Origin of the sequence: Phyllobacterium sp. CL33Tsu, assembly GCF_900113985.1 — a bacterium.
GTDB lineage: Bacteria > Pseudomonadota > Alphaproteobacteria > Rhizobiales > Rhizobiaceae > Phyllobacterium > Phyllobacterium pellucidum.
The window spans coordinates 394,486-411,870 of the sequence record NZ_FORJ01000002.1 but is presented as its reverse complement, the minus strand read 5'-3'; the positions used below and the strand labels follow the sequence as shown (position 1 = coordinate 411,870).

Below are 17,385 nucleotides of genomic sequence, written 5' to 3'. Positions count from 1 at the left end.
AGACTGATGCATCTCCTGCTTGCCCAGAAAGGCACGATAGCCGAAGGCACCGAGGCAATCGATCTCGGCCAGACGCCGGGAGACGTGCTTTTTCTTTCGGCGGCCGATACGGAGCTGGCCAGCCTTGCCTCGGCCCAGCGCCACAATGGCGAAGGGCTCTCCTTGCGCCTCGCCAACATGATGGCGCTGGCGCATCCGATGTCGGTCGATGCCTATGTCGAACGCACCGCGCGTCACGCCAAACTGATTGTCGTGCGCATCATCGGCGGCGAGAGCTACTGGCCTTATGGTCTCGAAGCGCTCCACGCCTGCGCGATCAATCACAAGGTGCAGCTGGCGGTTCTTCCGGGCGACGACAAACCCGATCCCGGCCTTGATCGCTTTTCGACGGTGCTGCGGCAAGATCGAGACGCGCTCTGGCACTATCTGCTTGAGGGCGGTGCGCAAAACGCGAGCCGTTTTCTCGACTATTGCGGCGCGATTGTCGATGGAGCCGAGAAACCGCAGGAGGCGGCGCCACTGCTGAAGGCAGGCCTGTGGTGGCCCGGCGAGCCGTCGCCATCGCTCGACCTGTTGCGGTCGCATTGGCAGGCGGACGCGTCGATCGTTGCCATCTGCTTCTACCGCGCACTGGTGCAGAGCGGACAGACCCAACCGGTCGAGGCGCTGGTCGATGCCTTGAGGCTCAAGGGTCTCAATCCCTTGCCCGTGTTTGTATCGAGCCTGAAAGACCCGGTTTCCGTGGCGACGCTTGAAAGCATATTCGGCGAGGCGGCACCCATCGTCGTCCTCAACGCCACGGGATTTGCGGTTTCGGCGCCCGGCGCTGCGCGCAAGCCCACCGTGCTCGAACATGATGGCGCGGTCGTTCTACAGGTAATTTTTTCAGGATCGAGCGCCGAGCAGTGGCGCGCTTCGGATCAAGGTTTGTCTGCCCGCGATCTCGCCATGAATGTCGCGTTGCCGGAAGTGGACGGGCGGGTTCTCACCCGCGCCGTCTCGTTCAAGTCGGCACGGACGTTCGATGAGGCTGTCGAAGCCAATATCGTCACGCACGAGCCCATGCCGGACCGCATCGGATTCGTGGCTGAACTTACGGCGAACTGGTCGGCGCTTAGGCGCGCGGCGGCGGGGGAGAGGCGTGTGGCGCTGGTGATGGCCAACTATCCCAATCGCGATGGACGGCTCGGCAATGGCGTCGGCCTCGATACGCCAGCCGGGACCTGGGGTGTACTTACCGAGATGATGAAGCAAGGCTATGCGGTCGCGGACATTCCGGCGGATGGCGATGCACTTATAAAACACCTGATGGCCGGGCCGACCAATGCGGCGAGCGACGGCCGCGAGATTCGCGAAACCATTTCTCTGAATCATTACAATCGTTTCCTGGCATCCCTTCCGATCCCGATTCAGCGAGCCGCTACCGAACGCTGGGGCAAGCCTGAAGCCGATCCGTTTTTCCTTGAGGGAAGACAAGCATTCGCGCTGCCGCTTGCCCGCTTTGGCGAAACCCTCGTCGGGATCCAGCCGGCGCGCGGCTACAATATCGATCCGAAGGATAGTTATCACTCTCCTGATCTCGTTCCGCCGCACGGCTATCTCGCTTTTTACGCCTATCTGCGCGAAGTCTATGGAGCGCATGCGATCGTCCATGTCGGCAAGCACGGCAACCTTGAATGGCTGCCCGGCAAATCGCTGGCACTTTCCGAAACCTGTTACCCGGAAGCGGTGCTTGGGCCGATCCCGCACATCTACCCGTTCATCGTCAACGACCCGGGCGAGGGCACGCAGGCGAAGCGCCGGTCCTCGGCCGTCATCATCGACCATCTGACGCCGCCGCTGACGCGCGCCGAGAGTTATGGGCCGCTCAAGGATCTAGAAGCGCTTGTCGATGAATATTATGAAGCGTCCGGCGTCGATCCGCGCCGGTTGGTGCGGCTCAAGGTGCAGATCCTCGATCTGGTGCGCGATATCGGGCTCGACCACGATGCCGGTATCCATGACCACGATGCCGACGACCTCGCGCTGCAGAAGCTCGATGCCTATCTCTGCGATCTCAAGGAAATGCAGATTCGCGACGGCCTCCATATATTCGGGCAATCGCCGCAGGGGCGGCTTTTGACGGATCTCGTAGTCGCGCTCGCCCGCGTGCCGCGCGGCTCCGGCATCGGCGCAGACCAAAGCCTGCAGCGCGCGATCGCCCGCGATCTCGGGCTCGACGGCTTTGACCCGCTGGATTGCGATATGGCTGCAGTCTGGAATGGACCGCGACCGGAATGTCTGGCGCTGCAATCGGACGCCAATTGGCGTATCGCCGGTGATACGGTGGAACGCATCGAGTTGCTCGCCGCACGGCTTGTTGCCGAGGAGGCGCCGTGTCCAGCCGATTGGGCTGCGACTAACGCCGTGCTTGAGGGCATACGGGCGACACTCGGGCCGGCCGTGGCGGACTGCGGCGAGGCCGAAATGGACGGCCTGTTCCGGGCACTTGATGGCCGGTTTGTCGCGCCGGGACCCTCCGGCGCGCCGACGCGGGGCCGGCCGGACGTATTGCCCACGGGCCGCAATTTCTTTTCGATCGACAGCCGCGCCGTGCCGACACCGGCCGCGTGGGAACTTGGGCAGAAGTCGGCCGATCTCCTTATCCGCCGTTATACGCAGGACCATGGCGAGTGGCCGACATCGTTTGGTCTGACGGCCTGGGGCACCTCCAACATGCGCACCGGCGGCGACGATATTGCGCAGGCCCTGGCCCTGATCGGCGTCAAGCCAGTTTGGGACATGGCATCGCGCCGGGTCACCGGCTACGAAATAGTGCCTGTTGCAACGCTCGGCCGCCCGCGCGTCGATGTCACCTTGCGCATTTCCGGTTTCTTCCGCGATGCGTTTCCCGATCAGATCGCGCTGTTCGACACCGCAGTGCGGGCGGTTGGCGGACTTGACGAGGACGCTGCGGACAATCCGATCGCGGCGCGCATGCGCAGCGAACGCGAACGGATGCTTGGCGAGGGAATCGATGACAAGACGGCCCGGCAGCGTGCCGGATTTCGCGTCTTCGGTTCGAAGCCCGGCGCCTACGGGGCGGGTTTGCAAACCCTGATCGACGAAAAGCACTGGGACAGGCGCGATGACCTCGCTGAGGCGTGGCTTGTCTGGGGCGGTTATGCCTATGGCGCGGGCGAGGAGGGACGCTCCGAACGCGGATTGCTCGAAGAGCGCTTGCGTTCGGTCGAGGCCGTGGTGCAAAATCAGGACAATCGCGAGCATGATCTTCTCGATTCTGACGACTATTACCAGTTCGAGGGCGGCATGTCGGCGGCGGTCGAGCGCCTTTCGGGCACTCAGCCCACGATCTACCACAACGATCATTCGCGCCCTGAAAAGCCCATCATCCGCACGCTGGACGAGGAGATCGCCCGGACAGTGCGCGGCCGTGTCACCAATCCGAAATGGATCAGCGGCGTAATGCGCCATGGCTACAAGGGCGCATTCGAGATGGCGGCGACGGTGGACTATCTTTTCGCTTTTGCCGCCACGACCGGCGCTGTGGGCAATCACCACTTCGAGGCGGTGTACCAGGCATTTGTGGTCGATGACAATGTGCGCGCCTTCCTCAATGAAAAGAACCCGCATGCCTTGCGCGAGATGGCCGAGAAACTCGAAGAAGCGGTCGAACGCGGTTTCTGGACGCCGCGTTCCAATTCGGCACGTTTTGAGCTCAGCCGGCTCGCGGCCTGATAAAAAGAATCTGAAGGAAACGCCAAATGTCTGAAAAATCACAGAAACTTCTGAACATGACCGAAGAGGAAATCAACGAGCGCCACGCGGACAAGATGCGCAAGAAGAAAGCGGTGCGCGACAAGATTCTCGCCACCAAGACGGACGAGAAGGGCCTCGTCATCGTCAATACGGGGAAGGGCAAGGGCAAATCGACCGCAGGGTTCGGCGTCGTCTTTCGCGCACTCGGTCATGGCATGAAGATCGGCGTCGTCCAGTTCGTTAAAGGCTCCTGGGATACGGGAGAGCGCTGGGTTCTGGAGAAATTTCCAGACCAGGTGACGATCTCGGCCATGGGCGAAGGCTTCACCTGGGAAACCCAGGATCGCGCCCGCGATATCGCCATGGCGCGCAATGCCTGGGAGCAGGCCAAGACAATGATCCTCGATGACGAGACCGAACTCGTCCTGTGCGACGAACTCAACATCGCGCTGCGGTACGACTATCTTCCCGTCGAGGAGATCATCGACGTCCTGAAGCAGAAGCCCCACATGAAACACGTGATCATCACCGGGCGGAACGCCAAGGACGAGCTTATCGAGTTCGCCGATCTCGTTACCGAGATGGAGATGATCAAGCATCCTTTCCGCTCCGGCATCAAGGCGCAGAAGGGCATCGAGTTCTAGGCCGTAGCTTCTGGCTCAATTCCATGAGTTGGTATGTCAGGCCGATGGTGCGTTGATCGCATATTGCGCGGCAAAAGCGCGTCTATAGGCGGGCCGGGCTTCCCCGCGAGCCACATAGGCGGCGAGGTTTTCATATTCGTCCAGAATGCCCGACATTCTCAGTCGCAGCAGAACTGAAACCATCAACAGATCACCCGCGCTGAACCTGTCATCAAGCCACTCGTCGGCGCCCAGGTGAGCGGAGAGCTTGTGCAGTGGAGCGCGGACACGGTCCTTTACCAATGGCAGGCGCTCGGCGCTCCAGGGTCTGTCACTTTCGAATATTCTTGCCGTCGTCAATTCGAGGATCGGCGGCTCGACGGTGTTAAGTGCGGCAAACATCCACGTGATGGCACGCGCGCGGGCATTCTTTTCCTTCGGTAGAAGGCTTTCATGCTGATCAGCAAGATGCAAGATGATCGAGCCCGTCTCGAACAGCGACAGTGGGCCTTCCTCATAGGTTGGGATCTGGCCGAAGGGATGGAGGGCCAGATGGGCGGGCTTCTTCATCTCGGCGAAGGAAACGAGACGAACCTCATAGGGCTGGCCGACTTCTTCGAGCGCCCAACGAACGCGCGTATCGCGCGCCAATCCCTTGCCGCCATCGGGCGATCGTTCAAATGCTGTGATAGTGATTGTCATCGCATTCGTTTCCTTGCCTGGGCGAATTCTTTCGCTTCCCTTCGTGACGAATGAGTTTGCCGGAAATCGACACCGGTCGTGAACTATTTTCATTCGTTGCAAGAAGGCCGCGAACTCCCGAGGAACGTCCGACCAATCTCAGCCGTTCGTGAGCCAGACGCGCAGCGGATTGTCAGCATCGAGCAAGAGTTTTGCGGCGAGCGCCAGGCACACGATGATAAGCAAGGGCTTGATGATCCTTGCGCCGATCTGCATGGCCAGGCCCGCGCCGACGCGGGCACCTGCAAACTGGGCAATGCCCATCAGCAACCCGACTTTCCAGTTGATCACCCCAAGGAAGGCGAAGGTGACGAAGCCGCCGAGATTGGAGGCGAAGTTGAGAAGCTTGGTATTGGCCGTCGCCTTCAAAATCCCGAAGCCGGCCAGAGAAACAAAGCTCAACATGAAAAACGATCCCGTTCCCGGACCGAACAGGCCGTCATAGAAGCCGATGAGCGGCACGACGGCTATGCCGAACATGAAAGGCGTGATGCGCTGGGCACGATCGACGTCGCCCATGTTCGGCTTTACGGCGAAATAGATGGCGATGGCGATCAGCAGGATAGGCAGGAAAGCGCGCAATACGTCGCCCGGCAGGAACCCGGCGAGAAGTGCACCCGCCACGCCGCCGATCGCCGACATCAATGCCGAGGGGAGTTGCTTGCTCGGATGCACAAAACCCTTCTGCGCATAGGCAATCGTTGCCGATGCCGATCCGAACAGCGATTGCAACTTGTTGGTGCCGAGCGATTCTACCGGCGAAAAGCCTGCAAGGAGCAGCGCAGGCACGGTGATCAACCCGCCGCCGCCGGCGATCGAGTCGATGAAGCCTGCGGCAAAGGCGGCAATGATCAGAAGGATGGGTATGTTTTCGAAGAAGGCGGACATCTGGATTCTCGCTGCGACGCGGCGGGACCATAGACGGATCTGCTTCGTTGGCGAGCAATTTTCACGCCGGGTCGCGCAACCGTGTTCGAATCGGCCGACAGTGTGTTGTTTCGGCACTTGAATTCGGCGCGCTGCACTGCAATCGTTTTGCGACAGAACGCGGGGATACGATGAGCGAAAGTATTTTTGACCGGATCAGTGAATTTTTTGGGGCGAAAAGCGCGGTACAGAAGGTCGCCGACGACCCGGTGCTGACCGCCGAACTGTTGCTGCTGTTGCACGTCGCGCTGGCCGACGGCAAGACCGACAAAACCGAATATGCGGCGATCCTCGGCATTGCCGAGACCGATTTCGGCATACCGCGCGATGAATTCGCCGAGGTCGCGGAATATCTCAAGGATTTTGGTTACGAAACGACGAGCAAGCAGGCGGTGCTGGCATTTTCGGACGTGCCATTCGAGCGCAAGGTGCAACTCTTGCGCCATCTTCTTACGATCGCCAACGCCGACAACGATCTTGACCCGAAGGAAGCAAACCTGATCCGCACGACGGCCGGGCTGCTTGGCGTTACCCCGGAAGAACTGCACAAGAACCGCGGATGACGTCGCGGGGCTACGCGCTTGGCCTCGGGTGCGAACGGGGCTGTGCATCCGAGGAAGTTTCGGCACTGGCGAGGAAGGTGCTGGAGCAGGCAGGGGTTGCCGCAAAGGATCTGAAGGGTGTCTACTCGATCGACCAGCGCGCAGGCGAGCCGGCCCTCGTCTTGGCGGCACACGGACTAGGTCTCCGGCTCGAATGTTTCGGTGCGCAATTGCTAGAGGAGCAGACGCCGCGCCTCCTCAACCCGTCCGAAAGGGTGTTTGCGCTCATGGGCTGTCATGGAGTGGCAGAGGCAGCGGCGCTTGTCGGCGCCGGTCCTGATAGCATATTGCTGGTCGGCAAGACCAAATCGGCGCATGCCACCGCGGCGCTTGCGGCGAAGAATTATGCGGCAGGTTCATCATGACAGTTCATTTCATCGGCGCCGGACCAGGGGCGCCAGACCTTATCACAGTTCGCGGGCTGAAACTCGTCCAGTCCTGCCCGGTCTGTCTTTATGCGGGATCGCTCGTGCCGCCGGAAATGGTGGCGGAGGCGCCATCCGGGGCGCGGGTGGTCGACACGTCTTCGCTCACGCTCGATGAGATCGTCGCCGAGTTCGAGAAAGCCCATGCGGATGGCAAGGATGTTGCGCGCGTCCACTCCGGCGATCCGTCGATTTACGGGGCGGTGGCCGAGCAGATGCGCCGGCTCGATGCGCTCGGCATCGATTATGATGTCACGCCGGGCGTGCCGGCATTTGCCGCAGCCGCCGCCGCGCTCAAGAAAGAGCTGACCGTACCGGAGGTTTGCCAGACGATCATCCTCACGCGCACGTCGATGAAATCTTCGGCCATGCCGGAGGGGGAGGATCTGCAGACGCTTGGCAAATCCGGCGCGACGCTCGTGATCCATCTGTCGATCCGCAACCTCCAGCGTATCGAGACCGAATTGACGCCGCTTTATGGCGCAGATTGCCCGGTCATTGTTGCTTATCGGGTGGGCTGGCCGGACGAGCAGTTCATTCACGGGAACCTTGACGATATCGGCGGCAAGATCGCTGCCTCCGGTCTCACCCGTTCCGCGATGATCTTTGTCGGTCGCGGCCTCGCGGCCGATGCATTTCGCGACTCAGCCCTCTACAACAAGGGCCACAGCCACAGCTTGCGCCAGCGCTCAGAATGAGAGATTTGCCTCGACGAACTCGATAACGCCGTCGATGTCCGGGACCGTATTGGCGCCCGGGCGATGCGGTCGCTCGATCATGATCACTGGCAAGCCGAGTTCGCGTGCGGCCCTTATCTTCGCGTAGGATGCCGTGCCGCCGGAATTGCGGCACACGATGTGCGACAACCGTTTTGCTTTAAGGATGGCTGTTTCCTCCTCAAGACTGCCGGGTTTGGACAACTCCAGTTCGTAGTCGATGAGGCCGAGGGGCACTTCCGGCGGATCGATCATCCTGACGACGAAATGCACGTCACCGCGGCGCGCAAACGGCGCGATGTGCTGCCGGCCGAGCGCAAGCAGCACGCGTGCCCGGGTTGGGATCGCCGCTACCGCCTCTTCGAGCGTCATGGCGGTCGTCCACGCGTCGCCCGGCCGTTGCAGCCAGGCCGGCCTCTCCAATCGCACGAAAGGCAGATCCGTCGCAGCGGCGGCTGCGATCGCGTTGTCCGAAATCTGCGTCGCAAAGGGATGCGTGGCGTCGATAAGGAGAGCTACATGCTGGCTGGCGATATAATCGCAAAGGCCCGCTACACCGCCAAAGCCGCCGATTCGCGCTTCGCCCTCGGGCCTCGCCGGGTCCTTCGTGCGTCCGGCGAGCGAAGATATGACGCGGTAGCTGCTCTCCATGAGGCGGGCTGCAAGTTTGGAGGCTTCAGCCGTTCCCCCAAGAATGAGGATCGGCCGATCAGACGCGGGCAAGGATTGCTCCCTTGCGGTCCGTCACGATGACTTCGACATCTACCGGGGCCCCCTTGAGGGCGGCGATGGCAGTTTCCCTGGCCTTCACCGCGATGGGGGCGGCGAGGTCGATACCAAGTTCTTGAGTCAGTTCAAGGACTTCCTGCGCGGTATTTGCATCGAGAATCCGCTGCCTCATGTCAGGATTCAAGCCGAGCCTGGTCGCCTCATCGGCGAGGAATTCCATGCTGACCTGACTGCGCGCGGAGTGAAGATCAAGCGCCCCTTGCGCAAGTTTCGTAAGCTTGGCAAAACCGCCGGCAATCGTCAGCCGGTCGATGGGGTGGACGCGCAGATATTTGAGCAAGCCGCCGGCAAAATCCCCCATGTCGAGCAGCGCGATTTCGGGCAGGTGGTAAATTGCCTGCGCCGCATCTTCGGAGGTGGAACCGGTTGCCGCGAGCACATGGGTAAGGCCAGCCGCACGCGAAACGTCGATGCCGCGATGGATCGAGTGGATCCATGACGAGCACGAGAAGGGGTGAACGACCCCCGTGGTGCCGAGGATCGAAATGCCGCCGACGATGCCGAGCCGAGGATTCCAGGTCTTCTTGGCGAGGTCCTCGCCCTCCGGCACCGAAATGGTAATCACGAGGTCTGTAGGCAATTCGTATTGGGCGCAAATCTCCTCGCAAATTTTCGTCATCATCTCGCGCGGAACCGGATTAATCGCGGCCTCGCCGGGCGGAATCGGAAGGCCGGGCAGGGTGACCGTGCCCACGCCTTCGCCGGCGACAAACTGGATGCCGCTTCCGGGCGGAGCCGGGAAGACGGTGGAGATTATCGTCGCACCATGCGTGACATCAGGATCATCCCCCGCGTCTTTGACAATGCCGGCCATGGCGTAGCCGTCGCCGATCGATTCGATCGCGAGCTGAAAGTGCGGCACCTCGCCCTTCGGAAGAATGATGGCGACTGGATCGGGGAACTCGCCAGTGATCAAGGCGATCAGAGCTGCCTTCGTGGCCGCCGTGGCGCAGGCGCCCGTGGTCCATCCGCGCCGCAATGGCCGTTCCTTGGTCTCGTCGGGTTTGCGCAGCCCGGCATCGGGTTCGTCGTTCATGGGCTCCTTATAGCGGGCTCCATCGCCCGTTGCATGATTTTTCCGATAAGTTCATGCTTGCTCTCGGAAAAATTGTGCTATGCGCAAAAGACTGGAGTAAGCGATGGGCACAATGAAATCTAGGCTGCCGAAATTCGAGGCCGGGCACGTGTGGCTCGTCGGAGCGGGGCCCGGCGATCCGGGCCTCTTGACCCTGCACGCGGTCAATGCGCTCGAGCAGGCAGACGTGATCGTCTATGACGCCCTCGTCAATGAAGACTGCCTTTCCTATGCCCATGCCGGCGCGACGCTCGAATTTGCCGGCAAGCGCGGCGGCAAGCCGTCACCTCAACAGCGCGATATTTCGCTCCGCCTCGTTGAACTCGCCAAAGCGGGCAAGAGGGTGTTGCGGCTGAAGGGGGGCGACCCTTTCGTCTTCGGGCGCGGCGGTGAAGAGGCGCTGACCCTCGTCGAACATGGGGTGCCCTTCCGCATTGTCCCCGGCATAACCGCGGGCATTGGCGGCCTTGCCTATGCGGGCATTCCGGTCACCCACCGGGAGACCAACCAGAGCGTCACATTCCTCACCGGTCATGACGCAACCGGACTCGTGCCAGATTCGATGGATTGGACCAGCATTTCAAAGGGTTCCTCTGTCATCGTCATGTACATGGCGATGAAACATATCGGTCTGATTGCGTCGCGACTGATAGCCGCCGGACGCAAGAAGAGCGAGCCGATCGCCTTCGTCTGCAACGCGACGACAGGCGAACAGCAAGTTCTGGAAACGACGCTCGAATATGCGCAGGCCGAAGTCGAACGCGCCGGCCTTCGTCCCCCGGCAATCGTCGTCGTGGGTGAAGTGGTGCGCCTTCGTGCGGCGCTCGACTGGCTCGGCGCCATCGAGGGCCGGGTGCTGACCCAGGATCCGCTTGGGACCCGCCGGGAAAAGGATGCGGGATGAAAGGCTTGCTTATTGCCGCGCCCGCGTCCGGGAGCGGCAAGACCACCGTTACGCTCGGTCTCCTGCGTGCACTTCGCGATCTCGCCGTCGAGATCGCTCCGGCAAAGGCCGGGCCGGACTATATCGATCCTGCCTATCATGCGGTGGCAAGCGGCGCACCTTGCCTCAATCTCGATCCCTGGGCCATGCGGCCCGACCTGATCAGCGCCTTGGCCGCGCGCCATACGGAAGGCGCCAAATTGCTTGTCGTCGAGGGCATGATGGGCCTATTCGACGGGGCGATCGACGGGCGCGGTTCTGCCGCCGACCTTGCAACGCATTTATCGCTGCCGGTCATCCTCGTTGTCGATTGCGCGCGGCAGTCACACTCGATTGCGGCGCTTGTCAGCGGCTTTCGTGATTTCCGCCGCAACGTGATGATAGCGGGGCTGATCCTCAACCGCGTGGGGAGTGCGCGTCACGAGGCGATGTTGCGGTCGGCGCTCGAACCGGTCGGCATTCCCGTAATCGGCGTCCTGCCGCGTGACCCGCGCCTGCAGCTTCCGGAAAGGCATCTCGGACTGGTGCAGGCGGGCGAACATGCTGACCTTGACGCCTTTGTCGACTATGCCGCTGCGCTCATCGGTAAAAGCGTCGATCTTAAGCGCCTCGAGCAGATCGCCGGCAGCTATGGTCCGAGCGCTTCCATGGCCAATGTCGCGCGCGTTCCGCCACTTGGCCAGCGCGTCGCGGTCGCCTACGACAACGCCTTTGCTTTCTCCTACCTGCATCTGCTCGATGGCTGGCGACGTCGCGGCGCCGAAATCCACTTGTTTTCGCCACTTGCCGACGAAGCGCCGCCAACTGGGTGTGATGCGGTCTATCTGCCCGGCGGCTATCCCGAGCTGCACGCCGGCAAGCTTGCTTCGGCGTCCGCTTTCACCGCCGGAATGCGCGAGGCGGCGTTGAGCGGGATGCCGATCTATGGCGAGTGCGGCGGCTACATGGTGCTTGGGACCAGCATAGAGGACGCCGAGGGCGTCGCCCACAGGATGCTTGGCCTTTTGCCGGTCGAGACGAGCTTCGCCAGGCGCAAGCTCCACCTCGGTTATCGCCGCCTGACGCCTCTGGCGGCATCGCCTTTTGCTGCGTCCTTGACTGCGCATGAATTCCACTATGCGAGCATCGTGCACGAAGGCGATGCGCCGCGGCTTTTCCGCGTCAGCGATGCGCTAGGCGAAGACCTTGGCGAAGCTGGCTTGCGCGTTGGTTCGGTAAGCGGTTCTTATATGCATATCATTGATTTGGCAGGGTAGGTCGATGCGGATCGAACATGGGGGCGCACTCGACCGCGCCATCGAGCGTTTTGGCGGCGTGCGTGAAGACTGGATCGACCTGTCCACCGGGATCAATCCAGAGATATTCCCGTTGCCTGCCATTGCGCCTGAGATCTGGAACAGGCTTCCCGACGAGAAGCTGTTCGCGGCCACGCTTGCCGCAGCAAGGGATCATTACGGCGCGGGAACGGCAGCGCACGTCGTCGCGGCGCCAGGCACGCAAGCGCTTATACAGTTGCTTCCTGATATTGCCGGTAAAGGCGAGGTTGCGATTCTTGGCCCGACCTATCAGGAACATCAGGTTTCGTTTCTCGATGCAGGCTGGATGATTTCGGATTGCCGCAATGTCGAGGATGTTCCGCAATCGGCAAGTGTCGCCGTGATCGTCAACCCCAACAATCCTGACGGCCGGGTGATCGCCGCCGATGTCCTCCTCGAACTCGCACGTCGCCTGGCGGCAAAAGGCGGGTTTTTGATCGTGGACGAAGCCTTTGCCGATCCGCATCCCGAAACGAGCGTTGCCCGGTATGCCGGCATGGCCGGTTTGGTCGTGCTCAAATCCTTCGGCAAGTTTTTCGGCCTCGGTGGCTTGCGGCTTGGGTTTGCGCTGACCGATGGTGACGCCGCCCGCGCATTGACGCGCCGCCTGGGTCCCTGGGCGGCATCGGGGCCGGCGCTTGCGATAGCAACGCACGCCTTTTCAAATCGCCAGTTGCTCAATGCCTTTACGGATCGGCTGCGCCTGCGCCGGCGGTTGCTTTCCGACGTGCTTGGCGATGCTGGCCTTGCGGAATTTGGTGGAACGATGTTGTTCTCGCTGGTCGAGTTCAGACAGGCGCAGCGGCTGCACGAAGCGATGTGCCATGAACATGTCCTCACAAGAAAATTTGCCTATGCGCCACAATGGTTGCGTTTTGGTCTGCCATTGGATGACAAAGCGGCGTACAAGCTGCGGCAGCGTCTTGATGCGGCGCTCGCGCGAGTCGGCGGCTGACATTTTGATTCAACAGGATCGATTCACTTATGGAAATCAATCTTTTGATCTTGTTTCTTGCACTCCTTGCCGACCGCTATTTCGGCGATCCGGAATGGCTCTGGGAGCGCGTGCCGCACCCGATCGTGCTCTTCGGCAAGGCCATCGAATTTGCCGACAAGCGATTCAACACGTCTTCGAAATCCGATGAGGAGCGCCGGCGCGACGGTTTTGTCGTCACGCTCGTTCTGCTTGTAATTGCCGCTGTCGCGGGTCTGGTGATCCACATTGCACTGCGTACAATCCCGCCCTTCGGCGAACTGATCGAAGCACTGATCGTCGCCGTGTTCCTTGCCCAGAAGAGCCTTGCAGATCATGTGAGCCGCGTTGCCGTTGCGCTGCGTGAGGAAGGCATCGTCGGCGCCCGGCGCGCCGTTTCCATGATCGTCGGCCGCGATCCTGAAACGCTTGACGATGCCGCCGTCAGCCGCGCGGCGATCGAAAGTCTCGCCGAGAATACGTCGGATGGCATCGTCGCGCCGGCTTTCTGGTTCGCTCTGCTCGGGCTCCCCGGCCTGCTGGCTTACAAAATGCTCAATACCGCCGATTCCATGATCGGCCATCTCAATGACCGCCATCGCGATTTCGGGCGGTTTGCCGCAAAGCTCGACGATGTTGCCAACTGGATTCCGGCAAGGCTGACGGGTCTCCTGATTTCGGGGGCAGCCTGGATCGTCCATGGTTACGACGCGGCACTGCGCTCCTTCAACGTCATGATGCGGGACGCGCGCCTCCACCGCTCGCCCAATGCCGGCTGGCCCGAGGCGGCGATGGCCGGGGCGATCGAGGTCGCACTGGCGGGGCCGCGGGTCTATGGCGGCGAAGTCGCCAATGAGCCCATGCTCAATGGTGCCGGCCGCCGCGATGCCGGCGCCGACAATATCGAGGACGCGCTGGATATTTTCGGCGTTGCGACCGCGGCGTTGACCGGCGTCGTCCTGGTGCTTTTCCTGTTCGGTTTGCTGCTTTAGCGGCTCCATGGCGAAACGTCGATGAGGCCTGCCAACGTTACCCCTGTTCGCCAATGCGGCGGGCGAGCGACCTGTGCAAGTCCGGCGAGGCTTGAACCAATGCGCGCCCGGCATCGGACTGCGGATGGCGCAGCACCTCGTCCGTCCGACCTCGTTCGACGACCCTGCCATCAGCCATCACCATGACACTATCCGTTATCGCGCGTGCCACGGCGAGATCATGGGTAATGAACAGATAGGCGATGCCGAGGCGGCCATTCAAATCGGCGAAAAGATCGAGTATCTGGGCGCGGATTGAAACATCGAGGGCCGATACCGGTTCGTCCGCCACCACCAGCTTCGGCTCGGTGATGATGGCGCGGGCGATGGCGAGGCGTTGCCGCTGGCCGCCGGAGAATTCATGTGGGTACTTGTCGCGATCTTTCGGCGCGATCCCGACGCGTTCGAGCGCGGTGTCGATCCGTTCACGTGTCTCGCCCTGCGAGAGTGGTGTATCGAAGAGAAAGAGGGGTTCGGCCACCAGACGCCCGGCTTTGTGACGGGGGTTAAACGACCCGTAAGGATCCTGAAACACGACCTGCATGTGCCGCCGCGCCGGGCGCAGCGCTGCTTCGCCGAGATTGTCGATCCGCCGTCCGGACAGGGCGATATCGCCGTGCGTCGGCTTGTCCAGGGCCAGGATCATGCGTGCCAGCGTGGACTTCCCGCAACCGGAGCGCCCGACAAGGGCCATGGATTGGCCGGGCTCGAGTTCGAAGCTCACATCGTCGACCGCAATCGTCGGCTCGCTTCTTGCGAGCAACCCCGTGCGCGTGCCGGGGTAGATGCGCGCGACATTGCGGACTGAAAGGAGCGGCCCGTCGTCTTGCGCGGTGTGGGGACGCGACCGATCCGGCACGTGCATCGAGGCTTGCGCCAGCTGGCGCGTATAGGGATGGGCCTGTTCCGTCAGGATTTGCGTGGTCTCGCCGCGATCCATGACTTCGCCGTGCCGGAGAATGGTGACGCTATCGGCGACATCGGCGACGACCGCCAGATCGTGGCTGATGAGAAGCAGCCCCATTTTCTCGTCCCGGACGAGGTCCTGCAACAGCTCCAGAATCTGTGCCTGCAGCACGACGTCCAGTGCAGTTGTCGGTTCGTCGGCGATCAGCAGCTTCGGCTTCAGCGCGCAGGCGATGGCAATGACCACGCGTTGGCGCTGGCCGCCAGAAAGCTCGTGCGGATAACGGCCGAGCGGAAATTTCGCAACCGGCAGGCCGACGCGGTCAAGGATGGCGCGCGTTCGCTCTTCCGCCACGGCACGGCTCGCGCCTGTATGCAATCTGATGCCTTCGGTGACCTGCTCTCCGATCGTCTTCATCGGGTTGAGCGCCGTCATCGGTTCCTGGAAAACCATGCCGATGTCGTCCCCGCGCAGGCGGCACATTTCGGCCTCGCTCGCTGCGAGAATGTCGGTGCCGTTGAAGCGGATTTGGCCCCCGGCGCGGGCGCCATTGGGCAGAAGCTTCATGACGCTAAGCGCAGTCATCGACTTGCCGGAGCCCGATTCGCCGACCAGCGCGCGGATTTCTCCAGGTTCGATGGCAAGGTCGATGCCGTTCAGCACAGGGACGCCACCAATCGTCAGGCGCAAGTCCTTGATGTCAAGGAGGAGTGCCATCAGCGCTCCCGCCGCAATCGCGGATCGAGTACATCGCGCAGTCCGTCGCCAAGGAGGTTGATCCCAAGCACCGTAATGACGATGGCAAGACCCGGAAACAGCGCCATGTGCGGCGCAAGACCGATCATGGTCTGGGCCTCGAACAGCATGCGACCCCAGCTTGGCATCGGCGGCTGCGAACCGAGGCCAACATAGGAGAGCCCGGCCTCCGCGAGAATGCCCAGCGAGAACTGTATCGTCGCCTGGACCACAAGGAGATTGGCGATGTTGGGCAGGACATGCTCGATCGTAATGCGCGCCGCGCCCTTGCCGGAGGCGCGCGCGCCGAGAATAAATTCGCGCGGCCAAAGCGACAGCGCCGCGCCGCGGGCGACGCGGGCGAAGACCGGGATGTTGAATATGCCGATCGCGATAATGGCGTTGATCGCGCCGGGTCCGAAGACCGCGGTTATCATCACCGCTGAAAGCAGTGCGGGAAAAGCAAACACCAAGTCGTTGAGGCGCATGAGCAGTTCGTCGATCCAGCCGCCTCGCGCTGCGGCCCAAAGCCCGAGCGGCACGCCGATCGCGAGGCCGATCGCAACCGAGACGAAGGCGACCGCAATCGAGTTGCGGCTGCCGACCATGATCATAGACAGGATGTCGCGGCCATAATGGTCGGTGCCGAGCCAGTGGCTCCAGGAGGGGGGCTTCAACTTGCCGGCAATGTCGAGCGTGCCCACAGCGTAGGGAGTCCAGACGAAGGAGAGGGCGGCCATGATGGCGACGATGCCGGTGATCGTCAGACCGACGAGAAACGACCGGTTGCCAATTGCCTTGGCCATCCCTTCCTGCCATGCCGGCGCGGTCATGGGCGGCTCCGCAGACGCGGATCGACGATGGCATAGGAAAGATCGACGACGAGGTTGATGAGGATGACCGTCGCGACCAGCAACATCACAACGCCTTCAACGACGATGAGGTCGCGCTGGGTAATGGCCTGAAACACCAGCCGCCCTAATCCGGGAAGGTAGAAGACGTTCTCGATGATGATTGTTCCGGCGAGCAGAAAGGCGAATTGCAGCCCGATAATGGTCAGGATCGGGATGAGTGCATTGCGCAGGGCATGGCGGTAAAGAACGCCGCGCCTAGTGAGCCCCTTGGCTCGCGCGGTGCGGATATAGTCTTCGCCAAGCACGTCGAGGAGGGCGGAGCGGGCAACACGCGCGAGAATTGCTGCCTGCGGCAATGCGAGTGCGATCGATGGCAATATGAGCGCCTTCAACGCCGGCCAGATGCCGGCACGCCAGCCGGGAAAACCGCCCGCGGGCAGAAGCCGCAGTGTCACGGCAAAAACATAAACGAGGAGGAGGGCAAACCAGAAGTTCGGGATGGCGACGCCAATCTGGGCGACGCCCATGCTTGCGGCATCGGCAACTGTCCCGCGCCGCGAAGCGGAATAAAGAGCGACGGGCAATGCGATTGCCGTCGAGAGCACGAGCGATATGAGGGCGAGCGGCAGGGATACTGCGACGCGCTCGACAATTAGATCGACCACCGGAACCGAATAGGTATAGGACCGGCCGAGGTCGCCTGTCAGGAGGCCGCCCAGCCAATGGAAGTAGCGCGCTAGAAGCGGCTGGTTGAGACCCATCTGCTCTTGCAGGGCGTGAACCGCATCTTCTGTCGCATTCATGCCGAGCATGAGCCGCGCGGGGTCGCCCGGAACGATTTCCAGCATGGCGAAGACGACGATCGACGCGGCGAGAACTGTCGCTAGGCCAATCAGAATGCGCTTTACGGCGTAGTTCAGCATAAGGAGCGCGGGTGGCGATCGATCACACCCCCCTCCGTCAGGTGCA

Annotated in this window: 16 protein-coding genes; 9 read left to right on the top strand and 7 right to left on the bottom strand. The window is 61.8% G+C overall.

The window, feature by feature from the left end; translation table 11 throughout:
- Window positions 1–6: 6 nt before the first annotated feature.
- The gene (cobN, locus tag BM074_RS11625) at window positions 7–3,738 is read left to right on the top strand and encodes a cobaltochelatase subunit CobN (protein WP_091922133.1); all 3,732 of its coding nucleotides are present in this window, start codon (window positions 7–9) and stop codon (window positions 3,736–3,738) included.
- A 26-nt stretch (window positions 3,739–3,764) separates the two neighbouring features.
- Complete coding sequence (cobO, locus tag BM074_RS11620; protein WP_027231774.1) at window positions 3,765–4,403, top strand: cob(I)yrinic acid a,c-diamide adenosyltransferase; 639 nt, start codon at window positions 3,765–3,767, stop codon at window positions 4,401–4,403.
- Between the two features lie 36 nt (window positions 4,404–4,439).
- On the opposite strand, the gene BM074_RS11615 is transcribed toward cobO, so the two are convergent.
- Both BM074_RS11615 and BM074_RS11610 read right to left on the bottom strand, forming a co-directional pair.
- The gene (locus BM074_RS11615; RefSeq protein WP_091922131.1) at window positions 4,440–5,084 is read right to left on the bottom strand and encodes a glutathione S-transferase family protein; all 645 of its coding nucleotides are present in this window, start codon (window positions 5,082–5,084) and stop codon (window positions 4,440–4,442) included.
- 138 nt (window positions 5,085–5,222) lie between these two features.
- Window positions 5,223–6,011: a TSUP family transporter gene (locus BM074_RS11610; RefSeq protein WP_091922130.1), complete on the bottom strand. Its 789-nt coding sequence runs from the start codon at window positions 6,009–6,011 to the stop codon at window positions 5,223–5,225.
- A 170-nt stretch (window positions 6,012–6,181) separates the two neighbouring features.
- On the opposite strand from BM074_RS11610, the gene BM074_RS11605 reads away from it, so the two are divergent.
- The 3 genes from BM074_RS11605 to cobM are packed head-to-tail and all read left to right on the top strand — an operon-like array spanning window position 6,182 to window position 7,775.
- Window positions 6,182–6,613, top strand: a complete 432-nt coding sequence (locus tag BM074_RS11605) for a tellurite resistance TerB family protein (RefSeq protein WP_027231771.1) — start codon at window positions 6,182–6,184, stop codon at window positions 6,611–6,613.
- Window positions 6,610–7,017, top strand: a complete 408-nt coding sequence (locus BM074_RS11600) for a cobalamin biosynthesis protein (protein WP_091922128.1) — start codon at window positions 6,610–6,612, stop codon at window positions 7,015–7,017. Before BM074_RS11605 ends, BM074_RS11600 begins: the two co-directional genes overlap by 4 nt.
- Window positions 7,014–7,775 carry a precorrin-4 C(11)-methyltransferase gene (cobM, locus tag BM074_RS11595; RefSeq protein WP_091922126.1) on the top strand — a complete coding sequence of 254 codons (762 nt, stop codon included), beginning with the start codon at window positions 7,014–7,016 and terminating at the stop codon, window positions 7,773–7,775. Before BM074_RS11600 ends, cobM begins: the two co-directional genes overlap by 4 nt.
- Here the strand turns inward: cobM and BM074_RS11590 are convergent.
- On the bottom strand, window positions 7,767–8,516 hold the full coding sequence (locus tag BM074_RS11590; RefSeq protein WP_091922124.1) for a cobalt-precorrin-6A reductase: 750 nt from the start codon (window positions 8,514–8,516) through the stop codon (window positions 7,767–7,769). The two genes, cobM and BM074_RS11590, sit on opposite strands and share 9 nt — an antisense overlap.
- Complete coding sequence (locus BM074_RS11585; protein ID WP_091922122.1) at window positions 8,503–9,618, bottom strand: cobalt-precorrin-5B (C(1))-methyltransferase; 1,116 nt, start codon at window positions 9,616–9,618, stop codon at window positions 8,503–8,505. Before BM074_RS11585 ends, BM074_RS11590 begins: the two co-directional genes overlap by 14 nt.
- A gap of 103 nt (window positions 9,619–9,721) precedes the next feature.
- On the opposite strand from BM074_RS11585, the gene cobA reads away from it, so the two are divergent.
- The 4 genes from cobA to cbiB are packed head-to-tail and all read left to right on the top strand — an operon-like array spanning window position 9,722 to window position 13,881.
- Window positions 9,722–10,561, top strand: coding sequence for a uroporphyrinogen-III C-methyltransferase (cobA, locus tag BM074_RS11580; RefSeq protein WP_091922120.1), 840 nt, complete (start codon window positions 9,722–9,724; stop codon window positions 10,559–10,561).
- Window positions 10,558–11,856: a cobyrinate a,c-diamide synthase gene (locus BM074_RS11575; protein ID WP_091922119.1), complete on the top strand. Its 1,299-nt coding sequence runs from the start codon at window positions 10,558–10,560 to the stop codon at window positions 11,854–11,856. Before cobA ends, BM074_RS11575 begins: the two co-directional genes overlap by 4 nt.
- Before the next feature lie 4 nt (window positions 11,857–11,860).
- On the top strand, window positions 11,861–12,871 hold the full coding sequence (gene cobD, locus BM074_RS11570) for a threonine-phosphate decarboxylase CobD (protein ID WP_091922117.1): 1,011 nt from the start codon (window positions 11,861–11,863) through the stop codon (window positions 12,869–12,871).
- Between the two features lie 29 nt (window positions 12,872–12,900).
- Window positions 12,901–13,881 (top strand): adenosylcobinamide-phosphate synthase CbiB, encoded by a 981-nt coding sequence (gene cbiB, locus BM074_RS11565; protein ID WP_091922115.1) that lies wholly within the window; start codon window positions 12,901–12,903, stop codon window positions 13,879–13,881.
- A gap of 37 nt (window positions 13,882–13,918) precedes the next feature.
- On the opposite strand, the gene BM074_RS11560 is transcribed toward cbiB, so the two are convergent.
- Genes BM074_RS11560 through BM074_RS11550 form a run of 3 tightly spaced genes read right to left on the bottom strand, consistent with a single transcriptional unit; the run spans window position 13,919 to window position 17,339 of the window.
- Window positions 13,919–15,544 (bottom strand): ABC transporter ATP-binding protein, encoded by a 1,626-nt coding sequence (locus BM074_RS11560; protein ID WP_091922113.1) that lies wholly within the window; start codon window positions 15,542–15,544, stop codon window positions 13,919–13,921.
- Window positions 15,544–16,395 (bottom strand): ABC transporter permease, encoded by an 852-nt coding sequence (locus BM074_RS11555; protein WP_210186480.1) that lies wholly within the window; start codon window positions 16,393–16,395, stop codon window positions 15,544–15,546. The genes BM074_RS11560 and BM074_RS11555 overlap by 1 nt, the downstream gene beginning before the upstream one ends.
- Complete coding sequence (locus BM074_RS11550; protein ID WP_091922111.1) at window positions 16,392–17,339, bottom strand: ABC transporter permease; 948 nt, start codon at window positions 17,337–17,339, stop codon at window positions 16,392–16,394. Before BM074_RS11550 ends, BM074_RS11555 begins: the two co-directional genes overlap by 4 nt.
- Window positions 17,340–17,385 lie beyond the last annotated feature (46 nt).

Coding starts and splice junctions, on each gene's coding strand:
- BM074_RS11575 (WP_091922119.1), top strand. CDS start 10,558: ATGAAAGGCTTGCTTATTGCCGCGCCCGCGTCCGGGAGCGGCAAGACC.
- BM074_RS11560 (WP_091922113.1), bottom strand. CDS start 15,544: ATGGCACTCCTCCTTGACATCAAGGACTTGCGCCTGACGATTGGTGGC.
- BM074_RS11615 (WP_091922131.1), bottom strand. CDS start 5,084: ATGACAATCACTATCACAGCATTTGAACGATCGCCCGATGGCGGCAAG.
- cobM (WP_091922126.1), top strand. CDS start 7,014: ATGACAGTTCATTTCATCGGCGCCGGACCAGGGGCGCCAGACCTTATC.
- cobO (WP_027231774.1), top strand. CDS start 3,765: ATGTCTGAAAAATCACAGAAACTTCTGAACATGACCGAAGAGGAAATC.
- cobN (WP_091922133.1), top strand. CDS start 7: ATGCATCTCCTGCTTGCCCAGAAAGGCACGATAGCCGAAGGCACCGAG.
- cobD (WP_091922117.1), top strand. CDS start 11,861: ATGCGGATCGAACATGGGGGCGCACTCGACCGCGCCATCGAGCGTTTT.
- BM074_RS11600 (WP_091922128.1), top strand. CDS start 6,610: ATGACGTCGCGGGGCTACGCGCTTGGCCTCGGGTGCGAACGGGGCTGT.
- cobA (WP_091922120.1), top strand. CDS start 9,722: ATGGGCACAATGAAATCTAGGCTGCCGAAATTCGAGGCCGGGCACGTG.
- cbiB (WP_091922115.1), top strand. CDS start 12,901: ATGGAAATCAATCTTTTGATCTTGTTTCTTGCACTCCTTGCCGACCGC.
- BM074_RS11605 (WP_027231771.1), top strand. CDS start 6,182: ATGAGCGAAAGTATTTTTGACCGGATCAGTGAATTTTTTGGGGCGAAA.
- BM074_RS11555 (WP_210186480.1), bottom strand. CDS start 16,395: ATGACCGCGCCGGCATGGCAGGAAGGGATGGCCAAGGCAATTGGCAAC.
- BM074_RS11585 (WP_091922122.1), bottom strand. CDS start 9,618: ATGAACGACGAACCCGATGCCGGGCTGCGCAAACCCGACGAGACCAAG.
- BM074_RS11610 (WP_091922130.1), bottom strand. CDS start 6,011: ATGTCCGCCTTCTTCGAAAACATACCCATCCTTCTGATCATTGCCGCC.
- BM074_RS11550 (WP_091922111.1), bottom strand. CDS start 17,339: ATGCTGAACTACGCCGTAAAGCGCATTCTGATTGGCCTAGCGACAGTT.